Origin of the sequence: Brevibacterium jeotgali (genome assembly GCF_900169175.1) — a bacterium.
Classification (GTDB): Bacteria; Actinomycetota; Actinomycetes; order Actinomycetales; family Brevibacteriaceae; genus Brevibacterium; species Brevibacterium jeotgali.
The window spans coordinates 329,115-353,412 of sequence record NZ_FXZM01000001.1 but is presented as its reverse complement, the minus strand read 5'-3'; the positions used below and the strand labels follow the sequence as shown (position 1 = coordinate 353,412).

The following is a 24,298-nucleotide window of genomic DNA, read 5'->3' as shown; positions in this document are numbered from 1 at the left end:
ATTCCTGTGCGTCTATCGAATAGACTGTTCGAAAGACACATAGAACAGAGCTGTTCAGCAGACGCGACGGGGAGTGATCATGACGACGGCGCACAGCCCGGATGGTTCGGTCGAGGCGCCGGCCTTCCGCGTCCCCTTCTCTGATGCGGACAGGGAACTGCTGGTGGGCAGGGCTCCGGATCTCGTCGAGCTCATAGACCTTGGCCGGCGTGTTCGCGCTTCGCGTGCTCGGGGTTCGCTGGGGACGAGGGAAGTCTTGGCTGCGGTGCGCTCCCTCGAAGTGGTGCGGCGGGCAGTCGACTCGCTCAGCACGGACCTCCTGGCGACGTACCAGCGGATCGGCGACAGCTCGGTGCACGGATACCGGACGACCGAGGCTCTGCTGGCGGGCGAATTCCGGATCACTCCGCGGGAGGCTCGGCGTCGCACGCATCTCTGCGAGTACGTGGCGGGCCGCATCTCCGAGACCGGCGACGTGCTGGAGCCCTTGCGGCCCGCGATCGCGGACACCTTCGCGGACGGTCGCATCAGCGCGGATGAAGCGCGAGCACTGTGCGATGCGATCGATGATCTGCCGTCGTCCGCGCGGGCGATGCACGCGGACGCAGTGGAGAAGACGCTCGTGGAACTCGCCCCGGCGGTGCGGCTGAAAGACCTGCCCAAGCTCACCCAGCGGATCATCGATCACGTCGACCCGGATGGGAAGCTTCCGAAGTTCGAAACCGATCCTCACCGGTACAAGGTCAATCTCTTCCAGCAGCGCAATGGGGACTGGCGGCTCTCCGGTCTCCTCGACTGCCCGTCGGGCACGACCCTTCATGCGCTGCTGTACCACCGCATGAAGGACGCGGATGTGCCCGTGAGCGTGCGTCCTCATCGGGAGTGCACCGACGACCCCTCTGCGACCCAGGTGTCTGACGACGGTGCGGCCGGAGCAGGGGCGGCGGATCCTGGCATGCCGGGTGCAGACCTGCCAGGGCCCGTTGCGCTGTCTTCAGAGGGACCGCAGCGCGGGAGCTCCGACGGCGCGTCCCAGCGTGGCAGTGCACGCCAAGGGACTGCCGGGAGCGAGTCGACCGCCGGAAGACCTTCGAGCGGGGGAGTGCCGCACGACGATCACGAGTACTCGGTGACGTCCGCGCAGGGCGACGACGACGTGCCGATACCGACCATCCCGCGGGAAGCCGTCTGGGAAGGCACGCGGATCACGGTCCACGCGGATGCCCGGGTCGAGATCGAGGGGGCGTCCTACACGCTCGATGAGGATGAGCCGCAGTTCGTCCTGAACGCGGATGGATGGCCCTTCCGTATGCGGAAGGCGATCGCACGGGACGTGCAGGCGCTGCTCGAGCGAGTGCGCGCTGAGGGGGTAGACGTCTTGGAGTCGGTCGTGTGGGAGAAGATCCTCGGACGCCGTCCTGTGTCAGATGCGGGGGGCGCTGATCCCGATGCGGTCGAGATCCCCGACGAGGTCGAAGCCGCTGACCCGGGCTCGCCTCGCAGCGGTGGGCCACCCGGCGACGCCGTGTACGAGTATGACCCGGGCGGGCGTGTGTTCGCCGATGGGAGCAGGAGCAGGAGCTTCGCGGAACTCAAGGAATCGGATTCGCCGGGCCTGGCCCGCCACGACCGGTTCGCCTTCCTGCTGCGGTGCGCTGCGCGGGAACGCGTCCTCCACGGCGCCGACCATGCACTCGTGGTCACGGCACGCGCTGACGAGCTCGACACACCGGATGCCCTCTTCAGCACACACGCCGGTGGGCCCGTGACCCTGACCGACCTGGAGGGAAGGTCGAACGCCGCGCAGACGTTCCTGCACCTCGTCGACGGAGGCGGACGCACCGTCGAGGTCCGGTCGCAGGGCCGCTTCGCCACCCGCAGCCAGATGGCGGTCCTCGCCGCTCGCGATCAGGGCTGCACGTTCCCCGACTGCGATGCGCCGGCCGAATGGTGCGAAGCCCACCACATCCTCGCCTATGCGCGGGGAGGGAAGACGGAGATCGACAACCTCACCCTCGTCTGCCCCTTCCACCATCGCTGGTTCGAGCGGTCCGGATGGGACTCGGTGTTCCGTCGCGGGCTCCCCGGATGGCTCCCGCCCCAGGCCGTCGATCCGCGACGGAGGACGCTGTTCCACTCGAGGTTCCGAGTGGCGCTCCTGGGCCTCCCTCCGGAGCTTCCGCTCAGCGGCGCATGACGGAGCTTCCGCTCGGCAGAAGCTGATCCCAGCTCGAGATGACGGTGCCGATACTCATCGGAGGGTGTCCCTGCCGACACTCATCGGAGGATGACGGTCCGATCCACGTTGAGGAACACGCGCGACTCGCAGTGCCATCTCACGGCATCGGCCAGCGCCTTGTTCTCCGAATCGCGCCCGGCCGCCACGAGGTCCTCCGGCCCGTACGTGTGATCGACGTCGATGACCTGCTGTGTGATGATCGGTCCCTCGTCCAGCTCGTCGTTCACGTAGTGCGCCGTCGCGCCCACCGTCTTCACCCCGCGTGCGTACGCCTGGTGGTAGGGCCTGGCCCCCTTGAACGACGGGAGGAACGAGTGGTGGATGTTGATCGCCCGGCCCGTCAGAGCGCGCGAGAGCTCGTCAGAGAGGATCTGCATGTAGCGGGCGAGCACCACCAGGTCGACGTCGAACCTGTCGACGAGGTCCAGCAGCTTCGCCTCCGCCTCCGGCTTCGTGTCCTTCGTGACCGGCACGTGGAAGAACGGGATGCCGTGCCATTCGACGGTCTGCCGATGGTCGGGATGGTTCGAGACGACCGCGACGATCTCCGCGTTCAGCTCTCCCATCCGTGCGCGGTAGAGCAGATCGTTGAGGCAGTGGCCGAACTTCGACACCATGACGAGCATACGCTGCTTCTGTGAGGTCGGCCGGAACGACCACTCCGCCTCGTAGTCCTCACCGAGTGCTGCGACGTCCGCGCGCACCCGACCCAGGTCCGTCCCCGCAGCGAGCGAGAACCGGATGCGGGAGAAGAAACGGTGGGTCAGCGGGTCGTCGAACTGCTTGAGCTCGATGATGTCGCCGCCGTGCTCCACGAGTACACCCGTGAGTGCGTGGACGATCCCGCGACGCTGCGCGCAGGCGAACGTGACGACGTGATCGTGATCTGTGGCTGCTGCCGTGGTTGTGGACATCGTTGTCTCCTGGATTGAGCGGCAGTGCGGGAACGCCGGCGCGGATCGTGGTCCGACGGGAATGCAGCCGCCGCGGCGACTTCGTGCTGTGGCCGTGGATCTATGCGCTGAGCGCGCGGAACTCGAGCATGGCATCGCACAGCCACCGCACGGTGTACTGCGCGAAGGACGACCGCGGAAGCAGCCGGAACGTCTCCTCATGAGCCCGATGGACGATCATCGGCACTGGTCCCACCAGCGTGGACACAGCACATCCGACGGGGAACTCCCGCGGGTGCAGGTCGACGTGGCAGCCCTTCTCCAGGACTGCTCGCGCGCTGGGCCCGGTCAGCTCCAGGACGGTGCGGTTGCCGGACAGATCCACGACCTGTCCGGCGGTTCGTCCCGCACCCGGCCGATCATCGTCCAGCACTGCGGCTGCCGCCTCGGCCTCGCCCTGGACGTGAGTGCGGGACACGTCGATCGTGAGGAACTCATCGGGCCCGATCCAGACGCAGTGCAGCCCGTCCGGGTCGCCTGAGGTCGTCCCGACCGCTGCGGGCAGAGTCACTCCCACGACGCGCTCGATGCGCGCGGCGGCCTCCTCGCCGGGCACTGCGCGGATCCCCAGCTGTGCGACGAAGGGGATCTCGCGCAGCGCGACCCTGTGCGGTCCCGCCGTGCACGCCTGCTCCATCGCAGCACGCATGTCGTGCGCGGGGGAGCGGCGCAGGTGGACGGGTTCCGGCCTCGGGGTGGGTGTGTGTGAGTCAGCCATCTCTGCGCTTCCCTTCGGGGTCGATGAAGACGGAGGAGGTGATCTCGACGTCGACGAGCGTTCCGCCCACCGGCGACCGAACGATCTCGCCCATGCGGTTGAAGCCGTTCTCCACGAGCGCCAGACCGAACGGGCGCCCCAGCTCCGCGGACAGGTAGGAGGAGGTGACGTGGCCGATCATGGGGACCGGGCCCGCCTCCGGAGTCACGGGCGTCCCCGCGGCGATGAGCTGTGCGCCCTCGTCCAGGCGGGTGACGCCGTCGACCGGCAGCACGCCCACGAAGTGCTTGCGGTCCGGCCGGGCCGTGTCCGTGCGCTGGAAGGATCTCTTGCCCACGAAGTCCTTGAGCTTCGACACCGCCCAGCCCATGCCGGCATCCTGCGGGGTGACGGTGCCGTCCGTGTCCTGACCGATGATGACGAGTCCCTTCTCCGCCCGCAGTACGTGCATGGTCTCCGTGCCGTAGGGGGTGATGCCGAACTCCTGGCCGGTGTCGTCCACCAGTTCCCACGCGGCCAGGCCGTAGAAGGTCGGGACATTGACCTCGAACGCGAGCTCGCCGGAGAACGAGATGCGGCAGATGCGGGCCGGGATCCCGTTCGACAGCTGCGTCTCCCGGAACTCCATGAAGCCGAACGACTCGTTCGCCACGTCGATGTCCGGTGCGATCGTGGCGATGACATCCCGCGAGCGGGGACCTGCGACCGCGATCGTGTTCCACTGCTCCGTCACAGAGGTGAAGAGCACGTCCATGTCCGGCCATTCCGTCTGGTGCCACTCCTCGAGCCAGTCGAGTACGCCCGCTGCGCCCCCGGTGGTCGTCGTCATGAGGAAGCGGTCCTCGGCGAGCCGCATGGTCACGCCGTCATCGAACAGCATGCCGTCGGCCCCGCACATGAGCCCGTAGCGGCCCTTCCCCACCGCGAGCTTCTTGAAGCCGTTCGTGTAGATCCGGTTGAGGAACTCCGGGGCGTCGGCACCGCGGATCTCGATCTTCCCCAGAGTGGATGCATCCTGGAATCCGACGGAGGTCCTCACGGCGGCGCATTCGCGCAGCACGGCGGCGTCCATGTCCTCGCCCGCCCGCGGGAAGTACCGGGGGCGCTTCCATTGGCCGACGTCCTCGAACTCCGCCCCGTGGGCCACGTGCCACGGCTGGATGTTGGTCACCCGCGCGGGTTCGTACAGGTCTCCCCGGCGCCGTCCGGCGAGCGCGGCGAAGGCGACGGGTGTATAGGGAGGGCGGTTCGTCGACGTTCCGACCGATGCGGGGTCCGCGTCTTCCAGGAGCGAGGCGATGACCCCCATCGCATTCACGCTGCTCGTCTTGCCCTGGTCATTGGCGGTCGAGATCGACGTGTACCGCTTGATGTGCTCGACGGACCGCATCCCGGCACCGACCGCGCGGAGGACGTCCGCGACGGTCTGGTCCCGCTGGAGGTCGACGAAGTGGGACGCCCAGTGCTCGGGTGCGAGGGCTGGGGTGCCGTTGCCTGCGAGGGGCTGAGCAGTGGTGGGTGCCTCGGAATCGGCGGGCGCCCGGGGAGCGGTCGGCCCATGCGGACCGGCCGGAGCCCCGGGCGAGGCGATGAGCCAGAGCGGGTGCACGGGCCCGGGCGCCGACGCCGAGGCGGTCGGCACCACGAGCGGTCCTCGCGCTCCGGTCTCCGCCGCCGCGGCATGGCCCGCGTGGGCGCCCTGTTCGAGGGCCGTGCCGAGGCTGACCGCGCCGTTCGCGGAGCCCACGACGGACTGCCCGGACACCGGGGCCTCGGGCACGAAGCCCGCGAACGCCTCATCCCAGCGGGTCCGGCCCTGCCGCTGCGTGTGGAGGTGGAGGACGGGGGAGTGCCCGCCGGAGACGGCGAGGGTGTCGGCCGGAACCGTTTCGACGGCTCCGGCCGGGCGACCGGATCCGTCGACAGACGCGAACGAGACGGCCGTGACCCTGCCGCGGTCAGCTGTGCCGCCGGTGTCGGACGCGTCCGCCTGCCCGTTCGCCGAGGTCCCCACCACGGCCGCTCCGAACACGCCGCGGGCGCCGGTCGCCTCGAGCGCTGCGCGCGCCCGGTCAGATGGTTCCGGCCGGGAGTCGACCACGACCGGGACGGCGATGCCCGCGGTGTGGAGGTCTTCGAGCAGCGCGTAGACGCTGTCGTTGGTCGTCGCGAGGACGATGCGCTGCCCTGCCGCAGCTGCGTAGCGGTTCAGATAGGTGCGCACGGCTCCGGCGAGCATGATTCCGGGACGGTCGTTGTCCGCGAAGACGAGGGGTCGCTCGTGGGCGCCGGTCGCAAGGACGACTCGCTTCGCACGAATGTGCCAGATCCGTGCGCGCGCCACTCCGGCAGAGGCAGGGGCGGCGACGTCCGCCGCGCTCCGTTCGACAGCGACGACGTAGTTCGCGTCGTAGGAGCCGATCGCGGTGGTGCGGCGCATGTACGTGAAGTCCGGCTGCGCGGTGAGACGGTCCAGGGCGGCGCACGCCCAGGCCACGGCCTCGGTGTCGTCGATGGTCTCGTCCCTGCCGGACAGCAGGGACCCGCCCGGTGCGGACTGCTCGTCCAGGAGCACTGTGCGCGCCCCGGTCTTCGAGGCTTCGCGCGCTGCCGCGATCCCCGCCGGTCCCGCGCCGACGACGAGTACGTCCGTGTGCACGTACTTCCGGTCGTAGTAGGCGTCGTCGCCCGCGGGGTCCAGCACCCCCATGCCCTGCAGCCAGTGGGCGCTCAGCCCGTCGACGGCGTCGACCGTCGTCGCCGGGAGCATCGATTCGGACGGGGCGCCGGGAGTGCGCGCCTCGATGCGGAGCAGCGCGTTCGGCTCTTCGACCCCGGCGGCGAGGATGCCGCGGGGGCGCGACATGTGGATGGAGGGGCCGCAGCCCAGGCGGCCGGAGGCGATGAGGGCGCTGGCGATGCTGTCGCCGGTGAAGGCGGGCACGCTGGCCCCGTCGACGGTGACGGTGATCCCCGCGTCCCGGTCGATCCCGTGGCCGGGGGACAGATCGGGGTCCACGCGATATCCGGTCAGGCGGTGTGCGGTCATGAGGGATCACTTCCGGAGTCGTGTGCGGAGTCGTGCGCCGGGGGAGAGGCGGTCGACGTGTTCGGCGGAGGGGAGCCCATCGGGTAGACCGCGAGGAATTCGTACGTCACGGTGTCGCGGATCGCGTTGAACCACTTGCGGCATCCGACGGCGTGGACCCAGCGTTCCGCGAAGGGCCCGCGCGGGTTGTCGCGGTAGAAGAGGAACTCCGCCCATGCGCGGTCCGAGAGCGCGTACGGATCCACCGGGTAGGGCACGTGCGCCTGGCCGCCGTAGTGGAACTCGACCTCGTCCCGGGGCCCGCAGTGGGGGCAGTCGATGAGGAGCATGACCGTCAGGCCTTTCGTCAGGGGCGTCAGTGCGGTTCGTCAGGGGCGTCGGGATGGTCCGTCGGTGTGATGCGTCAGTGCGCGACGCCCGCGGCGCCGTGCTCGTCGATGAGGTGTCCGGTCTCGAACCGGTCCAGGAGGAACGGTTCGTTGAGGGGGTGCGGTGCCCCGGTCGCGATCGTGTGCGCGAACGTGTACCCCGCTCCCGGCGTGCCCTTGAAGCCTCCCGTGCCCCAGCCGCAGTTCACGTAGAGCTCGTCGATCGGAGTGGGGGAGATGATCGGAGAGGCGTCGAACGTCGTGTCGACGACGCCGCCCCACGTCCGCAGCAGATGCGCGCGGGAGAAGATCGGGAACAGCTCCACCGCTGCTGCCATCTGGTCCTCGATGATGTGGAAGCCGCCGCGCTGTCCGTAGCCGTTGTACGCATCGACCCCCGCACCCAGGACGAGTTCGCCCTTGTGCGCCTGCGACACGTACACGTGCACATGGTTCGACATCACCACGGTGGGGTGGACCGGCTCGAAGAGCTCTGACACGAGCGCCTGGAGCGGCCGGGACTGGATGGGCAGGCGGAAGCCGGCCTGGTCCGCGAGCACGCTCGAGTGCCCGGCCGCGGCGAGTCCCACCTTGCCCGCGCCGATCCGTCCGCGGTTCGTCTCGACGCCCACGACCCGGTTCCCGTCCTTGACGAAGCCGGTGACCTCGCAGTTCTGGATGATGTCGACGCCCATCGCGTCGATGGCGCGTGCGAATGCCCACGCCACATGATCGTGCTTCGCGATGCCGGCGCGCGGCTGGTAGGTGGCGCCCATGACCGGATATCGGATGTCGTCGGAGACGTTGATGATGGGGCACGCCTCCTTCACCTGATCGGGCTCCAGGAACTCCGCGTCGACGCCGTTGAGCTGATTGGCGTTGACCCGGCGGCGGGATTCGCGCACGTCCTGGAGGGTGTGGGCGAGGTTGAGCACGCCGCGCTGGGAGAAGAGGAAGTCGTAGTCCAGCTCCTCCGGCAGCTGCTCCCACAGCCTGATCGAGTGCTCGTAGATCGCGGCGGACTCGTCCCACAGGTAGTTCGACCGGATGATCGTGGTGTTCCGGGCCATGTTGCCGCCGGCGAGCCAACCGCGCTCCAGGATCGCGATGTTCGTCATCCCGTGGTTCTTCGCGAGGTAGTAGGCGGTCGCAAGGCCGTGCCCGCCCCCGCCCACGATGACGGCATCGTACGACGGCTTCGGATCTGGGTTCCGCCAGAGGAAGGCCGGGTGCTCCGGCAACTGATCGGCCACGGATGCGCTCCTTCGCGCCGTCGGACAGGTGATCCCCAACTGATATATCAGTTGTGCGTCTATAGTAGGTCGAGGTGTTCACGCGACGCAAGAGGTGCGGCAGGACCTGCGAGCGGGCACCGGGCCGACGGGCGCTGAGCAGACGGACACCAGCAGACGGACACAGGCCGACGGGCACGGGCCGACGGACACCAGGCCGACGGTCCGGGACGAGGGAGAGGACGGGCATGACAGCCGACGTGGAACTCGCAGACGAGACCCTGGCAGATCGGGCGTACCGCGTGCTGCGCGACCGCCTCGTCCTCCTCGACATCAGCCCGGGCGAGCCTCTGTCCGAATCTGTGCTGGCAGACGAGATCGGGGTGGGGCGGACCCCGATGAGGGAAGCCCTCAAGCGGCTCGAGGCGGACTACCTGGTCGTCACGTACCCCCGGCGCGGCACCTTCGCGTCCGCGGTCGACCTCACCGATCTCGCGGAGATCACGGAGATCCGCGGTGCTCTGGTCCCGCTCGCCGCCCGGCGTGCCGCGGCCGTGCGCGGTGGGGAGGCCGCTGCGGCGCTCACGGCCGTCCTCGAAGAGGTGCGTGCGGTCACGGGCGAGGAATCCCGCCGGGACCTCATGGAGCTCGATCTGGCGGTCCACCGGATCGTCGACCATGCGGCGTCGAGCTCGTACCTCGAGGAGACGCTGGTGCGCTTGGACGGGCTCGGCACACGGCTGTGGTGCCTCCTCATCGACCGGCTGCCGGCCATGCGGGATCACGTCTGCGAGCACGTCCCCCTCATGGAGGCCATCCTGGCCGGGGATGAGCAGGAGGCGGAGGCCCTCGCGCGCGCACACGTGCACCACTTCGACACCGCGGTCCGCGCCGTCCTCTGACAATCCGAGGTCGGCCCTCGCGAGACTCTGCTGGATCCTGTTATAAACAGTCGTAAAGCGTCAGGACCCGTGCATCGGACCGCTGACGACCAGCCGCGGGCGCGTCGGCGGGCCGGACGCGGGGAGGTGCCGATTCAGCCGGTGGTGCGGGTCGCCTCTGCGGCGGAGCGCAGTTCGCGGAGCGTCTCCGCGAAGAGCGAGTGCGCGCCGGCTCCGCGGCGCATCACCGCCAGGACCCGGCGGCTGGGGGCAGACGGCCCGTGGAGGGGGATGCGGACGGCCCGCGAATCCCCACTCAGCCGCATCAGGCGGGGGATGAATGCGACTCCCAGCCCGTCACCCACGAGCGATTCCTGCGAACCCCAGTCGGAGACCTGATGGACGACCCGCGGGGTGGCGCCCGCCGCCGTGAAGGCGGTGACGAACAGGGCCCGGTACGGAGTCCCGGGCCGGTCGGTGATCCACGGGTCCCCTCCCAGTTCGTCGAGGCCGACGGATTCGCGATCCGCGAGGGGGTGGTCGTTGGGGACCAGCACGTCCAGCGGGTCGTCGAGCAGCGGGATCTGCTCGACCCTGCGCTGATTCAGCTCGTGCCTCATCTGCATCGCGACGATCACGGCGATGTCCAGCCGGTCCGCGGTGAGCAGGTCCACACAGCGTGCGGGGTCGGCCTCGATGATGTGGACGTCGAGCCCCGGGTGATCCGCGCGGAGGCGCGCAGCGACCGGTGACAGGAGTGAACCGGTCGCCGTGGAGAATCCGCCCAGGCGCACGATCGCCGGGGCGAGGTGCTCATCCGCGTCCCGGACGGCCGCGTGGGTCTCCTCCCACAGCGCGACGAGGTCGTCCGTCCGTTCGACGAGCTCGGCTCCGGCGGCGGTGAGCCGCAGCCCGCGCCCGTCCCTGACGACGAGTCGGACGCCCAGCGCCCGCTGGTACTCGCGCAGCTGGGCGGAGACGGCGGAGGGAGAGTAGCCGAGGGCCTCGGCGGTCGCCGCGATGGTTTCCCGCGCGGCGAACGTGCGCAGGACGGTGAGGCGGTGGTCGAGCACAGGGACACCTTCGAGGCGGAGGGACCGGTCCCTGTAATCAACCACAGCGGTGAGCGCGGCGCAAGAGGGGGTCGCGGCGCGGGCGACCAGGTGGAAGGATCGTGCCATGTCGACCGAGGGTGCCATGTCGACCGAAGGTCCGGGGATGGTGGCGTTCCCGCCGACGGTGGTCGCCGTCCTGACCGACGGTGAGGACGGCGACGCGGCTGACGATCATCGCGAAGGGCTCACGCTTCGGAGTGAACCTCGCGACGCCTGCTCTCGATGCAGCGCTCGCTGCGATCGGGGCGGTCGTCGGGGACACTGTGCAGGAGCCGGTCGAACAGGACGACGGGATCCGTGATTGCGGCGGTTCGTGACCGGTCCGGCAGCCTCATCCGCATCCACGAGACGAAGGAGAACGACTGATGGTCGGGAAGAAGAACGCGCAGAAGGGCGGCTTCAGCGAGGCGGAGCTCGCCGCCATGAAGGAGCGCGCCGCGGAGCTGCGAGCGGAAGGAGCGGGCGGCAGCGGGACGGCGAAGAAGAAGCGGGAGGCCAAGGCCTGTGCGGATGCTCTCGCGAAGCTCGAGGGGACGGACCGCGAGATCGGGGATCGACTCCACACGATCGTCGCGGAGGAGGCGCCGCACCTGGATCCGAAGACCTGGTACGGCTTCCCGTCCTACGCGCGTGACGGCAAGGTCGTCGTCTTCTTCACGCCTGCTTCGAAGTTCGACGAGCGCTATGCGTCTATCGGCTTCAATGAGGACGCACTCCTGGACGACGGGATCCTCTGGCCGACCGCGTTCGCGGTGCTGGGGATGAACGACGAGGTCGAGGAGCGACTGCGCGACCTCGTCCGGCGCGCGGCCGGCTGAGCCCGCCGGCTGAGCCCGCCGGCTGAGTCCACCAGCTGAGTCCACCAGCTGAGCCCGCGGCTGAGCCCGCGGCTGAGCCCGCGGCTGACGCGGACTCGGCCGGGGGCGACGCGACCGGCTGGCGTCAGTCGCACTCTGCGTTCGCGAGGGCGCGCCGTCGCCGTGCGGCGGGGCGCATCACTGCGGGGTCATCACGGCGCGTGTGCGACAGCCAGCTCCGCTGTCAGTGCGGTGCGTCCGTCCTCGTCGCCATGGAGCGCGGCCGGCGTGTTCTGGAAGAGGTCGATGCTCCACGCATCCCCGCTGCGGGTGGCGACGATGGTCTGACGGGCGTTCGCCTCAGGAATGATCGCGTCTGCACCCGGCCGACGCATCCCAGCATCGGCGAGCAGGATGGCGGTGTCGCCGACAGAGCGGACGGACCGGACGATCGTGACGTACGAGGCGGTCGGGTGGTCGGCGAAGATCGGCGCAAGGTGTTCGATGACGCGCGTGCGACCGTCGACGATGCTGCCGTCGAAGCCGATCATGGCGCCGTCCGTGGCGAAGCAGTCGCCCATCGCCTGCGCGTCCCTGTCGTTCCACGCTCTCAGCAGCCGGAGGTACAGCTCGCGGACTCCGTCGGTCGTATCCATGTCGCACCTCATCACTGCTCTTCCTCCACGCCGTCCGCGTCGGCGCGAAGCAGGACGCTGTGGGGACCGGAGCGCGGGGTCACGAGGAGGATTCCCGACCGACGCTCGTGACGGTCGTCAGCAGGAACGCGCTGTCTTCGAGCGCCAGGACGGAATGGCGTTCGTGCGTGAGCGTCCACAGCTCCCCAGCGCCGAGCTCGCCCTGGACGTGCGTGTCCAGCTCGACTCGGATGCGACCGGCGAGCACCTGGATGCTTGCCGCGGGGGGAGAGTTGTGCTCGGGCAGTCGTGTGTCCCGGGCGAGCGCGATCACCGTCTGGCGCAGCTCTCCGTCGTGGACGACCAGTTCAGCGCTGCGCCCTCTCTCATCGACTCGTGCCGTCGCCAGGTGGGTTGTGGCCAATGCGTTCAGATCGGGCATGTCTGTCCTCACGAACTCGGATGTACGGGCTGTCCGCAGTGACGAGCCCTCGGGCCAGCCTACGGGTCAGCGGGACAGCTCGGAAGATCCTCGAGCTCCGAGGAATAACACCCCACCCATAAGGGTTGAGTCGAGTACGCGCAGGTTTGGTGAGGTGCGGCTTGACATCGACCCGGACCACTCGCAAGACTTACGACAGAACCTGAGCCGACCCGGCTCAAAGAGTCTTCCATCAGCAAGGAGAGTGAAAACATGGCACGAGCAGTCGGTATCGACCTCGGAACCACGAACTCGGTCGTCGCGGTCCTCGAAGGCGGCGAGCCCAAGGTCATCGCGAACGCAGAGGGCGCACGCACCACCCCGTCGGTCGTCGCAGTCAACAAGAACGGCGACTCGCTGATCGGCGATATCGCGAAGCGCCAGGCCGTCACGAATGTGAAGAACACCGTCGCGTCGGTCAAGCGCTACATGGGCTCGGACTGGACCACGGAGCTGGGCGGCAAGACGCTGACGGCGCCGGAGGTCTCCGCGCGCATCCTCCAGAAGCTCAAGCACGACGCGGAGGACTACCTCAACGAGGACGTCACCGACGCCGTCATCACCGTCCCCGCCTACTACGGCGACGCGGAGCGCCAGGCGACGAAGGACGCCGGTGAGATCGCGGGCCTCAACGTCCTGCGCATCATCAACGAGCCCACCGCTGCGGCACTGGCCTACGGTCTGGAGCGCGGCAAGGAAGATGAGCTGATCCTCGTCTTCGACCTGGGCGGCGGCACGTTCGACGTGTCCCTCCTGGAGGTCGGCAAGGACGAGGACGAGTTCTCCACGATCCAGGTGCGCGCGACCTCCGGCGACAACAAGCTGGGCGGCGACGACTGGGACCAGCGCATCGTCGACCACCTCATCAAGACGGTCAAGGACAAGGACGGCGTCGACCTCTCCAACGACACGACGGCACTCCAGCGCCTCAAGGAGGCTGCAGAGCAGGCGAAGAAGGAGCTGTCCTCGGCCTCCAGCACGAACATCTCGCTGCAGTACCTGTCGATGAGCCAGGACGGTCCGATCCACCTGGACGAGGGGCTCACGCGGGCGAAGTTCGAGGACCTCACCTCTGACCTCCTCGACCGCACCAAGAAGCCGTTCGAGCAGGTCATCAAGGATGCGGGCGTCACCGTGTCAGAGATCGACCATGTCGTGCTCGTCGGTGGTTCCACCCGCATGCCGGCCGTCAGCGAGGCCGTCGAGAAGCTCGCGAGCCGTGAGCCGAACAAGGGCGTGAACCCGGACGAGGTCGTGGCGGTCGGCGCGGCTGTGCAGGCGGGCGTGCTGAAGGGTGAGCGCAAGGACGTCCTCCTCATCGATGTGACCCCGCTGTCGCTGGGCCTCGAGACCAAGGGCGGCGTCATGACGAAGCTGATCGAGCGCAACACCCCGATCCCGACGAAGCGCAGCGAGACCTTCACGACGGCGGAGGACAACCAGCCGTCGGTGTCCATCCAGGTCTTCCAGGGTGAGCGCGAGTTCACGCGCGACAACAAGGCGCTGGGCACGTTCGAGCTCACCGGCATCGCGCCGGCGCCGCGCGGCGTCCCGCAGGTCGAGGTCTCCTTCGACATCGATGCGAACGGCATCGTGCACGTGTCCGCGACGGACAAGGGCACGGGCAAGGCCCAGTCCATGACCATCACGGGCGGCTCCGCAATGGAGAAGGACGACATCGAGCGCATGGTCCGCGAGGCTGAAGAGCACGCGGAGGAGGACAAGAAGCGCCGCGAGGAGCAGGACACCCGCAACAACGCGGAGACGCTCGCGTACCAGACGGAGAAGCTCGTCTCGGAGAACGAGGACAAGCTGCCGGAGGACGTGAAGACGGAGATCAACTCCGACGTCGAAGCGCTGAAGGAAGCCCTGAAGGGCGAGGACGAGGACGCAGTGAAGTCCGCCTACGACCGCCTGGTCGAGAACCAGCAGAAGATCGGCGAAGCGATCTACTCCCAGCAGGCCGACGAGGCCGCAGACGGTGCCGAGGGCGCCGAAGAGGCTGCGGACGCCGCTGAGGACGAGGTCATCGATGCAGAGGTCGTGGACGAGGACAAGGACGAGGAGAAGAAGTGACCGCTGACGAGGGTCCTCAGGACGGGCACACCGAGCCGGGCTTCTCGTTCACCGACAAGCGACGCGTCGATCCTGAGACGGGCGAGCTGAGGCCAGAGGCCCAGCAGGCTCCTGAGACGGATGCGACCGACGCCGAGGCCCCGGCCGGCACAGGTGAGCAGGCCGGGGAACCGGTCCCGGCCGCGGATGCCCCGGACGGGGATGCTCCTGCGGCGGACCTCCCGGCGGACGATCCGGCGCAGGCCGCAGGTGCCGACGCAGCGGACCTGGGGATCGAGATCCCCGACGACGCCTCCTCGATCGACGGGGCTTCCCTGGAGGAGCCTCTGTCTGCGGATGCGCAGCTCGCCGCAGAGCGACTCGCGGATCTGCAGCGCATCAACGCGGAGTACGCGGCGTACCGGATGCGGGCGACGCGGGAGCAGGAGAGGGCTAAGGAGAGCGGCGTCGTGGCGCTCGCCGAAGCACTCATCCCCGTGCTCGACGAAGCGCGGCTGGCGGAGGAGAACGGCGACGTCACGGGACCCTTCGAGGCCCACGTGACGAAGCTCTTCGCCTCGCTCGCGAAGGCCGGAGTCGTCCAGTACGGCGACGTGGGGGAGGGGTTCGACCCCGCATTCCACGAAGCGCTCATGCAGCAGCCGAGCGACGAGGTCGACGGCCCGACCATCTTCATGGTCATGCAGCCGGGATACCGCTACGGGGACCGCGTCATCCGTGCGGCCCGCGTGGGCGTCCAGCAGCCGGCCGACTGATTCGGTCCATCGCCCGGACCGGCCCTCCAGCCGGTCCGGGCGCTTCATCCGGACGGTGACCGTCCCGTCCCCGCAGTCGTGGGGACGGGTGCGGTGGCCGCCCAGCAGACGAAAGGAGGTGCCAGGTGAATACAGGACCTCAGAACGACTGGTTCGAGAAGGACTTCTACAAGACCCTCGGCGTCTCCGCGGACGCCACGGACGCTGAGATCAAGAAGGCGTATCGGAAGCTCGCGCGGAAGTACCACCCGGATCAGAACCCCGGTGACGCGAAGGCCGAGGAGAAGTTCAAGGAGGTCGGTCAGGCGCAGCAGGTGCTGGCAGACCCGGACACGCGAGAGCAGTACGACCAGGTCCGGCAGATGGGCCGCGGTGCGCGGTTCAGTGCAGGTTCCGGAGGATCCGGCGGTGGCGGAGGCGGCTTCGAAGACGTCTTCTCCGGTCTCTTCAACACCGGTGGCGGGCCGGCCGGCGGCGCACGCTACCGCACGGGCGGTGATGTCCCGCCCGACCTGTCGGACCTGCTGGGTGGGTTCGGAGGAGGCTTCGGCGGAGGCGGATCCCCGTACGGCGGATCGCCCTACGGCGGAGGATTCTCCACCGGCCCCACGAAGGGCGGCGACTACACGGCGTCCACGAATCTGTCCTTCACCGAAGCCGTCAGCGGCGCATCGGTCAAGCTCACGCTGCCCGGCGGCGTACCGCTGACCGTCCGCACGCCCGTGGGGGTGAAGGACGGGCAGAAGGTGAGGTTGAAGGGCAAGGGCAAGTCCAGCCCGAACGGCGGCGAGCCCGGCGACCTGATCCTCACCGTGAACGTGAAGCCGCACCCCCTCTTCACCCGCGACGGCGACAATCTGCGGCTGGAGCTCCCCGTGAGCTTCGCCGAGGCCGCCTTGGGGGCAGAGGTCTCCGTGCCGACGCTCGACGGTCAGCCGGTGCGCGTGAAGATCCCGGCGGGCACCCCGTCCGGTCGCGTGCTGCGGGTGCGGGGCAAGGGTGTGGCGGCGAAGAAGGCTACGGGTGATCTGCTCGTCACCGTGGAGATCGCGGTGCCGAAGGATCTGCCCCAGGAGGCGCAGGAGGCGGTCGCCGCCTACCGCGAGGCCACCGCCGGCATCGACCCGCGTGAGGGCCTGGACGACAGGGCTCGGAAGGCGTGATGCATGATGCGCATTCCCGCCACTGCAGCCGTCTACGTGATCTCCGTCGCCGCGGAGCTCGCGGGCATGCACCCGCAGACCCTGCGGCAGTACGACCGCTTGGGGCTCGTCACCCCTGAGCGCACAGTGGGGCGAGGCCGGCGGTATTCGGCTGAGGACATCGCCCGGCTGCAGCTCATCCAGCAGCTGAGCCAGGACGACGGGATCAACCTCGCCGGCATCCGCAAGATCCTCGACCTGCAGGACGATCTGAGACGGGTGCGCGCCCGGGCACGTGATCTGGAAGGGCAGGTCACGCGGTTGGAGGCGGAGCAGGAGCCCTCGTCACGCGTGTTCGCCGCAGGAAGCGGCGGGGACGTCTTCTCGATCCTCCGCGGCGAGCGTCCGCGCCGCCGCACTCCGGGCTCCGCGCTGGTCGTGTACCGACCGCATGGTCGCGGGGCGGCCCGCGCCTAGCTGCTGGGAGCTGCGGCCGGTCCGGGCAGGGTGGGTCGGCCGTGCTCAGCCTGCCCGGACCGGCGGCTGGTAGGCCCGGAAGCAGGTCAGGTCGGCCGCTCACCGGCCGGAGTGCATCTCAGAGCCAGTCAGTCAGAGCCAGGTCGGCGGTGCCGGGAGGTCTTTCGCGGTCCCGCCGCGCACACCCTTGCGGCGGTCGTCGGCAGTGGAGCGCGGCCAGCCGCGGCCCATGAGGTAGGACAGGACTTCGGCGGACTCGCCTGCGACGATGATCGGTTCACCGGTGCTGTCGCCTGCGCGGATGATGCGCTCCTCGTCCCGGTCGGAGAGCTCCAGCCGGTAGTGCGCACTCACACCCTTCTTCTCCCAGATCGGCGCGATGTCCTCGTACAGTCTATCGACGATCGACGCAGGGAAGTCGAGTGAGGTCGCACCGATGCCCAGGTCCAGCGCGTGGACGAAGACCTCACGGGTCCGCAGCCAGGGGATCTCCGCGGCGATGATGTCGTCGCCCCGGCCGGAGACGATGTGGGCCTTCCAATCCTCTTCACTCATCGCGGCGATGGCCTCGTCCAGTTCATCGACGACCTCGTGCGCGATCGCGATGGCGTCCTCCCCACCGGTGTGTGCGACCGATTCCTCGATCTCCCGGTCCCGTTCTTCCCGCGACGGGTACATGGGGGTCTTCACGCCGGTGCGCGCCCACTCGAGGAGGCGCATGAACCCCTCGGCGTTGTGGACGACGTGCATCGCGACGTGGGTGCGGGTCCAGTTGGGCAGCAGGGACGGTTCGACCATGCCCTTGGGCGAGATCTGGTCCAGTGTCTTGAGGTAGAACCGCTCGCCCAGCGTGCGAAGGTCGAGTTCCGTGGTGAGCGTGTCCGCGTCGAAGGTCATGGCACCACCCTATGCAACGAAGGCGCGGCGCGCGCGAGGACTCCGCCGGAAGAACTCGCCACTCGCGTGCAGCGCGGCCGCCGGATGGCAGATGTCAGACCACATACGGTGCACGACGGGGAATGGCCCGAGGCCCCTGCACGGTGGTGCAGGGGCCTCGGGTGCCGAGCGGGTCGGCAGGTGCGCTGGGGCGAATCAGGCCGTCGCTGCGCGGCGACGGCTGAGCAGCACGGTCGCTCCGCCGATCGTCAGGAGCGCTGCGCCGGCGGCCAGTCCGCCGAGCTCCATACCGGTGCGGGGGAGGTTCGAGCCGCCCTCGTCTTCGCTGCTGTCCGAGTCGTCTTCGCCGGCCTCGCTGTCGTCACCGGCTGCGTCGGTGACGGTGAAGGAGCCGGAGACCGTCTCATCCGACTCGTTCGTCGCGGTGACGTCGTAGTCGCCCAGGTATGCGCTGGGGTTGGAGGCGTCGAGTCCGTAGACGTTCCACTGGGCGACGCCGTCCTCGTCCGCAGTGACGACTTCGGTGAGGGATTCGACGTTGCTGCCCGCGGCTGCCACGGAGAACTCCGCCTCTTCGCCGGCTTCGAGGCCCTGGGCGGTGAGCGTGACGCCCTTGTCCTGGTCGACGAAGTCGGCCGGGCTGATCTCCTGCGGATCGACGTGGAGCGCGTACTCCACGTCCGCGTCGTCCTCGTCGTCGGTCGGAGTGGCGGTGGGCTCCGCGGTCTCCGTGGGCTGGTCCGTGGGGGTCGGCTCGGCCGTCTCTGTGGCCTCGTCCGTCGGATCCTCGGTGGGCTCGGCCGTCTCGGGCGGCTCCTCCGTGGGCTCCTCGGTCTCGCCGGAGTAGGACTCGACGACCTCGAAGGATGTGGAGACGGTCGTCTCTTCGCCGTCGGCGTTCGTGTAGGTGACGGTGAAGTCGACCGGTCCCAGCTCGGGTGCACTGTTGGAGACGATGACCCAGGACGCGATGCCGTTCTCGCCCACCTCGCCGAGCTCGGGGCTATCCTCCGTGAGGCTATCCATGGCGAACGAACCGGGCTGTGCATTCTGAACGATGACGGCGACGCCGGTGGACTGCAGATCGGCCGAGGTGACCTCGGGCTGCACAAGGACGTTGGAGTCCGATGTCGGTGCCGGGTCGGGCTGCGGAGCGGGTGCCTCAGCGGTGGCCGTCGCGGCGAAGGTGCCAGCGGGTGCCGAGAACGCCGGGGCGACACCGAATCCGGTGATCGCGACGGCGACGGCTGGGGCGAGGAGGAGCTTCTTCACGAAGTGGCCTTTCAGAGAGAATCAGCGCGGTGGTGACTCGTATGGCGACGACGTTATGCGAATGCTCAGGTGAGTGGAACTTGTGATCATTTATGGTCACGGTCGATTCTCAGTGCGAGGCGAACGGAGGGGGCGGCGCCACCGACTGGTGGCGCCGCCCCCTCGAACAGGTCCCAGCGACGTGCCCTCACGGACTCGTCAGCTGAGACTGCAGTGGCCGTATGAGACTCTCAGCGACCGTTGCCCGTGCTCTGCGCGTGCGTGGGGCGACCATCGTCTCCGCGTGCGGGGCCCTTGTCCTGCACGTGCTCCGGACGTCCGTCGGGACCGCGATCCGGCCCGCGATCCTGTGCGTGCTCAGGGCGTCCGTCAGGACCGCGGTCGGGTCCCTTGTCCTGCGCGTGGTCGGGCGGTCCCTGAGGTCCGCCGTCGGGCTCGACCTCGGTGATCCGGATGTGGTTGCGGGTGGTGCCGACGCGGACCTGGAGGACGTCCTGGTCGGCTGCGGTGCCGGAGCGGACGTCGTCGAGGAACTCTGCAGGCAGGGTGACCTGGAATTCGCCGTCTGCTTCGGTGACTGTGGCGGGTGCTTCGTAGGTGCCTTCGCCGTGTGTCTGGGTGTATCCGTTGACGATGACGCGGATCTCGTCGCCGTCGGTGGCGCCTGTGTGGGCGACGGTGGTGGTGAAGTCCTCGCCGATGGTGCGTTCTGCTGTGTTGTCCGGGTGGTCGGGGAAGGTGACGGCCGGCGCCGCCGCGGCATCGGCCGGTAGGGAGGTCGATCCCGCGGTGGCGGTGGGCGACGCGTCTGCGGCGTGCGCGCTCGTGGCGATGGCGGGGGCGGCGAACAGGGCGCCCGCCGCCAGGATCACGGCCGGGGCGAGTGTGCGTGTGCGGATCGTTGACTTCGTCATGGAGCAGCCCTCCAGGTGCAGGGGTGGCGTCCGCGAACAGGTCGACCGGACGCGGACGTGAACGATGTGCAGTCCGAGTCTGCGCGATCAGAGCGACAGGAGATCATCGTCTGTGTGAACTATGGGCGAACCCTGAACAGTGTGCGCGAGTGGCGTGTGCATGACCCGACTGTGATGCCGGGCACCCGTCGATCCTGCCGCGAGGATGCGCCGGTGCGACGGCTCAGTGGCTCAGCGCCGCTCCTCACCGACCCTCAGATCGTCAGGTACGGGCCGTCGTTGTCCCCAGGCCGAACGCCTCGCGGCGGATGCTCCTCTTGATCTCCGGGGTCGGGCGCTTCACGTACAGTGACGCGGGTTCCACGGCGAGCTCGAAGAAGTCGGTCTTCCCGTAGGCGTCTCCGTCCACCTGCACGTCGACCTGTTCCTGCGCGCGGATCGTGAAGGACTCCGCCTGCAGCGTCGCCGTGTGGAGCCCCCGGCGCACCCGCTTGCCCATGATGGAGGCCATGACGCCCACCCATTCCGCGAGATTGCGCGGGGAGACGATGAGGAGGTCGATGAGTCCGTCATCGATCACGGCATCGGGGAAGAGCCACAGGCCGCCCTGCAGCCGGCCGCAGTTGCCGGCGACGACCGACCGGATCTTCGCCTCCCTCTCCTCGCCCCCGTCGGACGCGATCGTCACGGAGATCCGGTGGCCCAGCAGGCGCCGGGACCCGGACTCCACATAGGCGAACCAGCCCATCTTGTCCTTGAGGTCCTCATCCACGTTGTCCATGACCTCGGCGTCGAACCCGATGCCCGCCATGACCAGGAACGTGTGCGCCTCCCCGTCCGGATCGATGCGGATCTTCCCGGTGTCGATGAGGGCGGACCGGCCGGTCAGAGCCGTTCGCAGCGCCCACTCGTGCCTCTCGAGGACGATGTCGAGGTTCCGGGCCAGGAGATTCCCCGTTCCCAGTGGGACGATCCCCAGTGCGACATCGGTGCCCACGAGCGCTCCGGCGACCGCGCGGACCGTCCCGTCACCGCCCGCGGCGATCACGACGGTGACGCCCTCCTCGACCGCTTCCCGTGCGGGGCCCCTGCCGGGGTCGTCCTCCGTCGTCTCCAGGACGAGCGGGTCGTCCCACTGCTCTTCGCGGCTGATCCGCAGCAGCAGTCGGCGCACCTCGTCGGCACCCGCCTTCGTGGGGTTGATGACCAGTGCCGCGCGCTCCCTGCGGACGGGCTCCGGTTCGTGACCGGCCCCGTTCTCGGGTGTGGCGGGTGCCCCCGTGCCCGAGGTGCCGGTCGCCTCGGGCGCGTTCGCGGCGGTGGCCCGCTGGTTGCGGAGGACGAGTGCGCGGCCGATGAGGAGGCCGGCGACCAGGAGGACCGCGGCGAGCGCGATCAGCAGCACCACATGGATCTCGAGCGTCATGCAAGCACGGTACAGCGACCCTGCAGGCGCGGCGGTGTCGGCCGCGCGGTTCGCGGCGACTCCTCAGCTGGTGGGCGGATCCCTGGACGCTCGCCGGGAAAGGCTCGTCGGCTAGGCTGGGGGCATGATCGACCTTCAGCGACTGCGCGACGAACCGGACGTCTTCAAGGCCTCACAGAGAGCCCGTGGCGCGGACGAATCCCTGGTCGACGACGTGCTGTCCGCGGATGCCGCGCGACGCTCCGCGCTCACGGCCTTCGAGGCGGCCCGCGCGCAGCAGAAGAGCTTCGGCAAGCAGGTCGCACAGGCCGCGGGCGAGGAGAAGGCCGCTCTCGTGGCGGAGGCCCAGGAGCTGTCCGCCAGGGTCAAAGCGCTGCAGGCGGACGCGGACGACGCGGAGTTCGCCTTCGACACCCTGCTGCGCCGCCTGCCCAACCTCATCATCGAGGGCGTCCCGTCCGGCGGCGAAGACGATTCGGTCGAGATCCGCAGCGAGGGCACTCCGCGCGATTTCACCGCGGACGGCTTCGAGCCCAAGGATCACGTGGAGCTGGGCGAGAGCCTGCGCGCGATCGACACGCAGCGCGGCGCGAAGGTGTCCGGTGCGCGCTTCTACTACCTCACCGGCTTCGGTGCCCGCCTCGAACTGGCGATGCTCACCATGGCGCTCGACACGGTCGAGGCCCACGGCTTCATCCCGACCATCACCCCGACACTCGTGAAGCCAGAAGTCATGGCCGGAACGGGATTCCTCGGGGAGCACGCCGACGAGATCTACCGCCTGGAGGCGGACGACCTCTACCTCGTGGGCACGTCGGAGGTGCCGCTGGCCGGCTTCCACATGGACGAGATCGTCGATCTGTCCGACGGGCCCAAGCGGTACGCCGGCTGGTCGCCCTGCTACCGCCGGGAGGCGGGCAGCTACGGCAAGGACACCCGCGGGATCCTCCGTGTCCATCAGTTCCAGAAGGTCGAGATGTTCTCCTACGTCCGGACCGAGGATGCCGAGGCCGAGCACGCCCGCATGCTTGCTGTGGAGGAGGACATGCTCGCGAAGTGCGAACTCGCGTATCGGATCGTCGACATCGCGGCCGGCGATCTGGGCGACTCCGCCGCGCGGAAGTTCGACACGGAGGCGTGGATCCCCACGCAGGGGACGTATCGTGAGCTCACGTCGACGTCGAACTGCACCACCTTCCAGGCCCGCCGCCTCAAGATCCGTGAGCGCGTGGAGTCCGGGACCCGCCCCGTGGCCACGCTCAACGGCACCGTCGCCAACACGCGGTGGCTCGTCGCACTGCTGGAGAACCACCAGCAGGCGGACGGATCCGTTCGGATCCCCGAGGCGCTGCGCCCCTACATGGGCGGAATGACCGCCTACGGCCCGAACGGGCCGATCCACTCGTAGCACCCGCGCGCCACGACTCGGTGGCTGCGCGTCCCCGATGACAGGAGAGATCACCGGTGAGCATGACCGTCACCCGCCCGCAGCTCGTGGCACTCGACGTCGACGGCACGATCGTCGACTACGACAACCGGATGTCCGAGGTGGTGCGCACCACTCTGGAAGCGGTCGTCGAGGCCGGACACCACGTGGTCGTGTCCACCGGACGGTCCGTCGGAGGCGCGCTGGAGACAGCCAACCGTCTGGGCCTCACAGAGGGCTACGTCGTCGCCTCGAACGGTGCAGTCGTCGTCCGGCTCGCTCCGGAGTCCGAGACGGGCTGGGTCGTCCAACACGTGGAGACGTTCGATCCGGGACCTGCGCTCGAGCGCATGGTCGAGGTCATGCCGACAGCGCTCTACATGGTGGAGGACGAGAGCCTCGTCCGCTACGCCTCCGCAGAATTCCCCTCGGGTGAGCTCGCGGACATGGAGGACTTCACGATCGTCTCGTTCGACGAGCTCAAGGAGCGCCGCGCGACCCGCATCGTCATGCGCGATCCCAACGGCACGTCCGACGATTTCCGCCAGGCCGTTGAGCGGGTGGGTCTGCACGGCGTCACCTACTCCGTGGGCTGGAGCAACTGGTTGGACATCGCCCCGGACGGCGTGTCGAAGGCCCACGGCCTGGAGATCGTCAGCGAACTGCTGGACGTCGCGCGCGAGGACACGATCGGTGCGGGCGACGGCAGCAACGACATCGAGATGATCGAATGGGTCGACTACGGGATCGTCATGGGCCAGGCGGGGGACGAACTCAAGTCATTCGCCAGCGTCGTGACCGCTCCGGTCGGCGAGGACGGCCTCGCAACGGCACTCATCGAGAGGCTCGGCCTGGGGGCCGTCGCCACGGCCTGAACACCACGGGCCGTCGCCACGGCGTGAGCACCACCTGCTGAGCTCTACCGCGTGAGGTCCGGCGGGAGGCCCGCTTCGGCCTCCGAGATCAGCCCGGCCGCCCGGTCCACATAGGTGCGGGCGGCGTCAGCGTACTCAGCGGACCTCGCCGACGGTCCGTGCGGATCCACCGTGAGCCGTGCGCGGAGCATGGTCGCGGACTGCAGCGCCTGTGCGACCAGGGCTGAGGCCCGTGACAGTCGCTCCGGCACGTCGCCCAGCCGCGCGCGTCCGGCGGCCGGGAACACGAGCCCCTCGAGCGGCACCTCGCGCTGCGCGGCCTCGGCGAGCGCCGCCACCCGATCATCCAGGCCGTTGAGGACCAGGGTCAGCTGCGCGAGCTGAGCGATCTGGGCTGCGGCATCCGATTCACCATGCTCCTCATGCAGCGCACTCGCCGTCTCGAAGAACCTGTCCACAGCCCGGGAGAAGCGATCCCGGTGCTGCCGCCACAGCCCGGTTCCGAACCGCTTCTCCTGCGGGCTGCGCCGGTCGCGCCGGAACGCGGACAGGAGTCCCACCGGTGCAGGC

The 24,298-nt window shown here is 69.0% G+C and carries 23 protein-coding genes; 10 read left to right on the top strand and 13 right to left on the bottom strand.

The genetic code is table 11. The features are described 5' to 3' along the window. Nucleotides 1–79: 79 nt before the first annotated feature. On the top strand, nucleotides 80–2,197 hold the full coding sequence (locus BJEO58_RS01625) for an HNH endonuclease signature motif containing protein (RefSeq protein WP_101587120.1): 2,118 nt from the start codon (nucleotides 80–82) through the stop codon (nucleotides 2,195–2,197). A gap of 80 nt (nucleotides 2,198–2,277) precedes the next feature. On the opposite strand, the gene purU is transcribed toward BJEO58_RS01625, so the two are convergent. From purU to BJEO58_RS01600, 5 genes are all read right to left on the bottom strand, one after another. Next, nucleotides 2,278–3,153 carry a formyltetrahydrofolate deformylase gene (gene purU, locus BJEO58_RS01620; RefSeq protein ID WP_101587118.1) on the bottom strand — a complete coding sequence of 292 codons (876 nt, stop codon included), beginning with the start codon at nucleotides 3,151–3,153 and terminating at the stop codon, nucleotides 2,278–2,280. A gap of 100 nt (nucleotides 3,154–3,253) precedes the next feature. Then, nucleotides 3,254–3,910, bottom strand: a complete 657-nt coding sequence (locus BJEO58_RS01615) for a sarcosine oxidase subunit gamma (RefSeq protein WP_101587116.1) — start codon at nucleotides 3,908–3,910, stop codon at nucleotides 3,254–3,256. Beyond that, nucleotides 3,903–6,959 carry a 2Fe-2S iron-sulfur cluster-binding protein gene (locus tag BJEO58_RS01610; protein ID WP_101587114.1) on the bottom strand — a complete coding sequence of 1,019 codons (3,057 nt, stop codon included), beginning with the start codon at nucleotides 6,957–6,959 and terminating at the stop codon, nucleotides 3,903–3,905. Before BJEO58_RS01610 ends, BJEO58_RS01615 begins: the two co-directional genes overlap by 8 nt. Next, on the bottom strand, nucleotides 6,956–7,288 hold the full coding sequence (locus BJEO58_RS01605; RefSeq protein ID WP_101587112.1) for a sarcosine oxidase subunit delta: 333 nt from the start codon (nucleotides 7,286–7,288) through the stop codon (nucleotides 6,956–6,958). The genes BJEO58_RS01610 and BJEO58_RS01605 overlap by 4 nt, the downstream gene beginning before the upstream one ends. Nucleotides 7,289–7,362: 74 nt before the next feature. Beyond that, nucleotides 7,363–8,580, bottom strand: a complete 1,218-nt coding sequence (locus tag BJEO58_RS01600) for a sarcosine oxidase subunit beta family protein (protein WP_101587110.1) — start codon at nucleotides 8,578–8,580, stop codon at nucleotides 7,363–7,365. A gap of 227 nt (nucleotides 8,581–8,807) precedes the next feature. On the opposite strand from BJEO58_RS01600, the gene BJEO58_RS01595 reads away from it, so the two are divergent. After that, complete coding sequence (locus BJEO58_RS01595) at nucleotides 8,808–9,461, top strand: GntR family transcriptional regulator (protein ID WP_101587109.1); 654 nt, start codon at nucleotides 8,808–8,810, stop codon at nucleotides 9,459–9,461. A 134-nt stretch (nucleotides 9,462–9,595) separates the two neighbouring features. Here the strand turns inward: BJEO58_RS01595 and BJEO58_RS01590 are convergent, their stop codons facing one another. After that, complete coding sequence (locus tag BJEO58_RS01590; RefSeq protein WP_101587256.1) at nucleotides 9,596–10,513, bottom strand: LysR family transcriptional regulator; 918 nt, start codon at nucleotides 10,511–10,513, stop codon at nucleotides 9,596–9,598. 188 nt (nucleotides 10,514–10,701) lie between these two features. Between BJEO58_RS01590 and BJEO58_RS14890 the strand changes: the two genes are divergently transcribed. Continuing rightward, nucleotides 10,702–10,872 carry a hypothetical protein gene (locus tag BJEO58_RS14890; protein WP_180951782.1) on the top strand — a complete coding sequence of 57 codons (171 nt, stop codon included), beginning with the start codon at nucleotides 10,702–10,704 and terminating at the stop codon, nucleotides 10,870–10,872. Nucleotides 10,873–10,920: 48 nt separating this feature from the next. After that, nucleotides 10,921–11,373 (top strand): hypothetical protein, encoded by a 453-nt coding sequence (locus tag BJEO58_RS01585; RefSeq protein WP_101587107.1) that lies wholly within the window; start codon nucleotides 10,921–10,923, stop codon nucleotides 11,371–11,373. A gap of 191 nt (nucleotides 11,374–11,564) precedes the next feature. On the opposite strand, the gene BJEO58_RS01580 is transcribed toward BJEO58_RS01585, so the two are convergent. Continuing rightward, on the bottom strand, nucleotides 11,565–12,008 hold the full coding sequence (locus BJEO58_RS01580; protein ID WP_101587105.1) for an SgcJ/EcaC family oxidoreductase: 444 nt from the start codon (nucleotides 12,006–12,008) through the stop codon (nucleotides 11,565–11,567). A gap of 79 nt (nucleotides 12,009–12,087) precedes the next feature. Beyond that, complete coding sequence (locus BJEO58_RS01575; protein ID WP_101587104.1) at nucleotides 12,088–12,429, bottom strand: cupin domain-containing protein; 342 nt, start codon at nucleotides 12,427–12,429, stop codon at nucleotides 12,088–12,090. Between the two features lie 252 nt (nucleotides 12,430–12,681). Here BJEO58_RS01575 and dnaK point away from each other — a divergent pair, with 252 nt between their 5' ends. The 4 genes from dnaK to BJEO58_RS01555 all read left to right on the top strand — a co-directional run bounded on the left by dnaK (nucleotide 12,682) and on the right by BJEO58_RS01555 (nucleotide 16,918). Beyond that, nucleotides 12,682–14,544: a molecular chaperone DnaK gene (gene dnaK, locus BJEO58_RS01570; RefSeq protein ID WP_101587102.1), complete on the top strand. Its 1,863-nt coding sequence runs from the start codon at nucleotides 12,682–12,684 to the stop codon at nucleotides 14,542–14,544. Further along, nucleotides 14,541–15,299 carry a nucleotide exchange factor GrpE gene (locus BJEO58_RS01565; RefSeq protein ID WP_101587101.1) on the top strand — a complete coding sequence of 253 codons (759 nt, stop codon included), beginning with the start codon at nucleotides 14,541–14,543 and terminating at the stop codon, nucleotides 15,297–15,299. Before dnaK ends, BJEO58_RS01565 begins: the two co-directional genes overlap by 4 nt. Before the next feature lie 125 nt (nucleotides 15,300–15,424). Further along, the gene (locus tag BJEO58_RS01560; protein ID WP_101587099.1) at nucleotides 15,425–16,462 is read left to right on the top strand and encodes a DnaJ C-terminal domain-containing protein; all 1,038 of its coding nucleotides are present in this window, start codon (nucleotides 15,425–15,427) and stop codon (nucleotides 16,460–16,462) included. A gap of 6 nt (nucleotides 16,463–16,468) precedes the next feature. After that, entirely contained in the window at nucleotides 16,469–16,918 is a 450-nt protein-coding gene (locus tag BJEO58_RS01555) for a heat shock protein transcriptional repressor HspR (RefSeq protein ID WP_101587254.1), read from the top strand. A gap of 132 nt (nucleotides 16,919–17,050) precedes the next feature. Here the strand turns inward: BJEO58_RS01555 and BJEO58_RS01550 are convergent, their stop codons facing one another. The 4 genes from BJEO58_RS01550 to BJEO58_RS01535 form a co-directional block, all read right to left on the bottom strand. Next, on the bottom strand, nucleotides 17,051–17,815 hold the full coding sequence (locus tag BJEO58_RS01550) for a maleylpyruvate isomerase N-terminal domain-containing protein (protein WP_101587098.1): 765 nt from the start codon (nucleotides 17,813–17,815) through the stop codon (nucleotides 17,051–17,053). A gap of 195 nt (nucleotides 17,816–18,010) precedes the next feature. After that, nucleotides 18,011–19,087, bottom strand: coding sequence for a hypothetical protein (locus tag BJEO58_RS01545; protein ID WP_101587096.1), 1,077 nt, complete (start codon nucleotides 19,085–19,087; stop codon nucleotides 18,011–18,013). A gap of 230 nt (nucleotides 19,088–19,317) precedes the next feature. After that, entirely contained in the window at nucleotides 19,318–20,001 is a 684-nt protein-coding gene (locus tag BJEO58_RS01540) for a hypothetical protein (protein WP_101587094.1), read from the bottom strand. 262 nt (nucleotides 20,002–20,263) lie between these two features. Next, nucleotides 20,264–21,427: a diacylglycerol/lipid kinase family protein gene (locus BJEO58_RS01535; RefSeq protein WP_101587092.1), complete on the bottom strand. Its 1,164-nt coding sequence runs from the start codon at nucleotides 21,425–21,427 to the stop codon at nucleotides 20,264–20,266. Nucleotides 21,428–21,551: 124 nt separating this feature from the next. Here BJEO58_RS01535 and serS point away from each other — a divergent pair, with 124 nt between their 5' ends. Next, a complete protein-coding gene (serS, locus tag BJEO58_RS01530; RefSeq protein ID WP_101587091.1) occupies nucleotides 21,552–22,835 on the top strand; it encodes a serine--tRNA ligase in 1,284 nt (427 codons plus the stop codon). A gap of 62 nt (nucleotides 22,836–22,897) precedes the next feature. Beyond that, the gene (locus tag BJEO58_RS01525) at nucleotides 22,898–23,728 is read left to right on the top strand and encodes an HAD family hydrolase (RefSeq protein ID WP_180951789.1); all 831 of its coding nucleotides are present in this window, start codon (nucleotides 22,898–22,900) and stop codon (nucleotides 23,726–23,728) included. A 44-nt stretch (nucleotides 23,729–23,772) separates the two neighbouring features. Here BJEO58_RS01525 and BJEO58_RS01520 read toward each other — a convergent pair whose 3' ends face one another. Then, nucleotides 23,773–24,288: a hypothetical protein gene (locus tag BJEO58_RS01520; protein WP_101587087.1), complete on the bottom strand. Its 516-nt coding sequence runs from the start codon at nucleotides 24,286–24,288 to the stop codon at nucleotides 23,773–23,775. Nucleotides 24,289–24,298 lie beyond the last annotated feature (10 nt).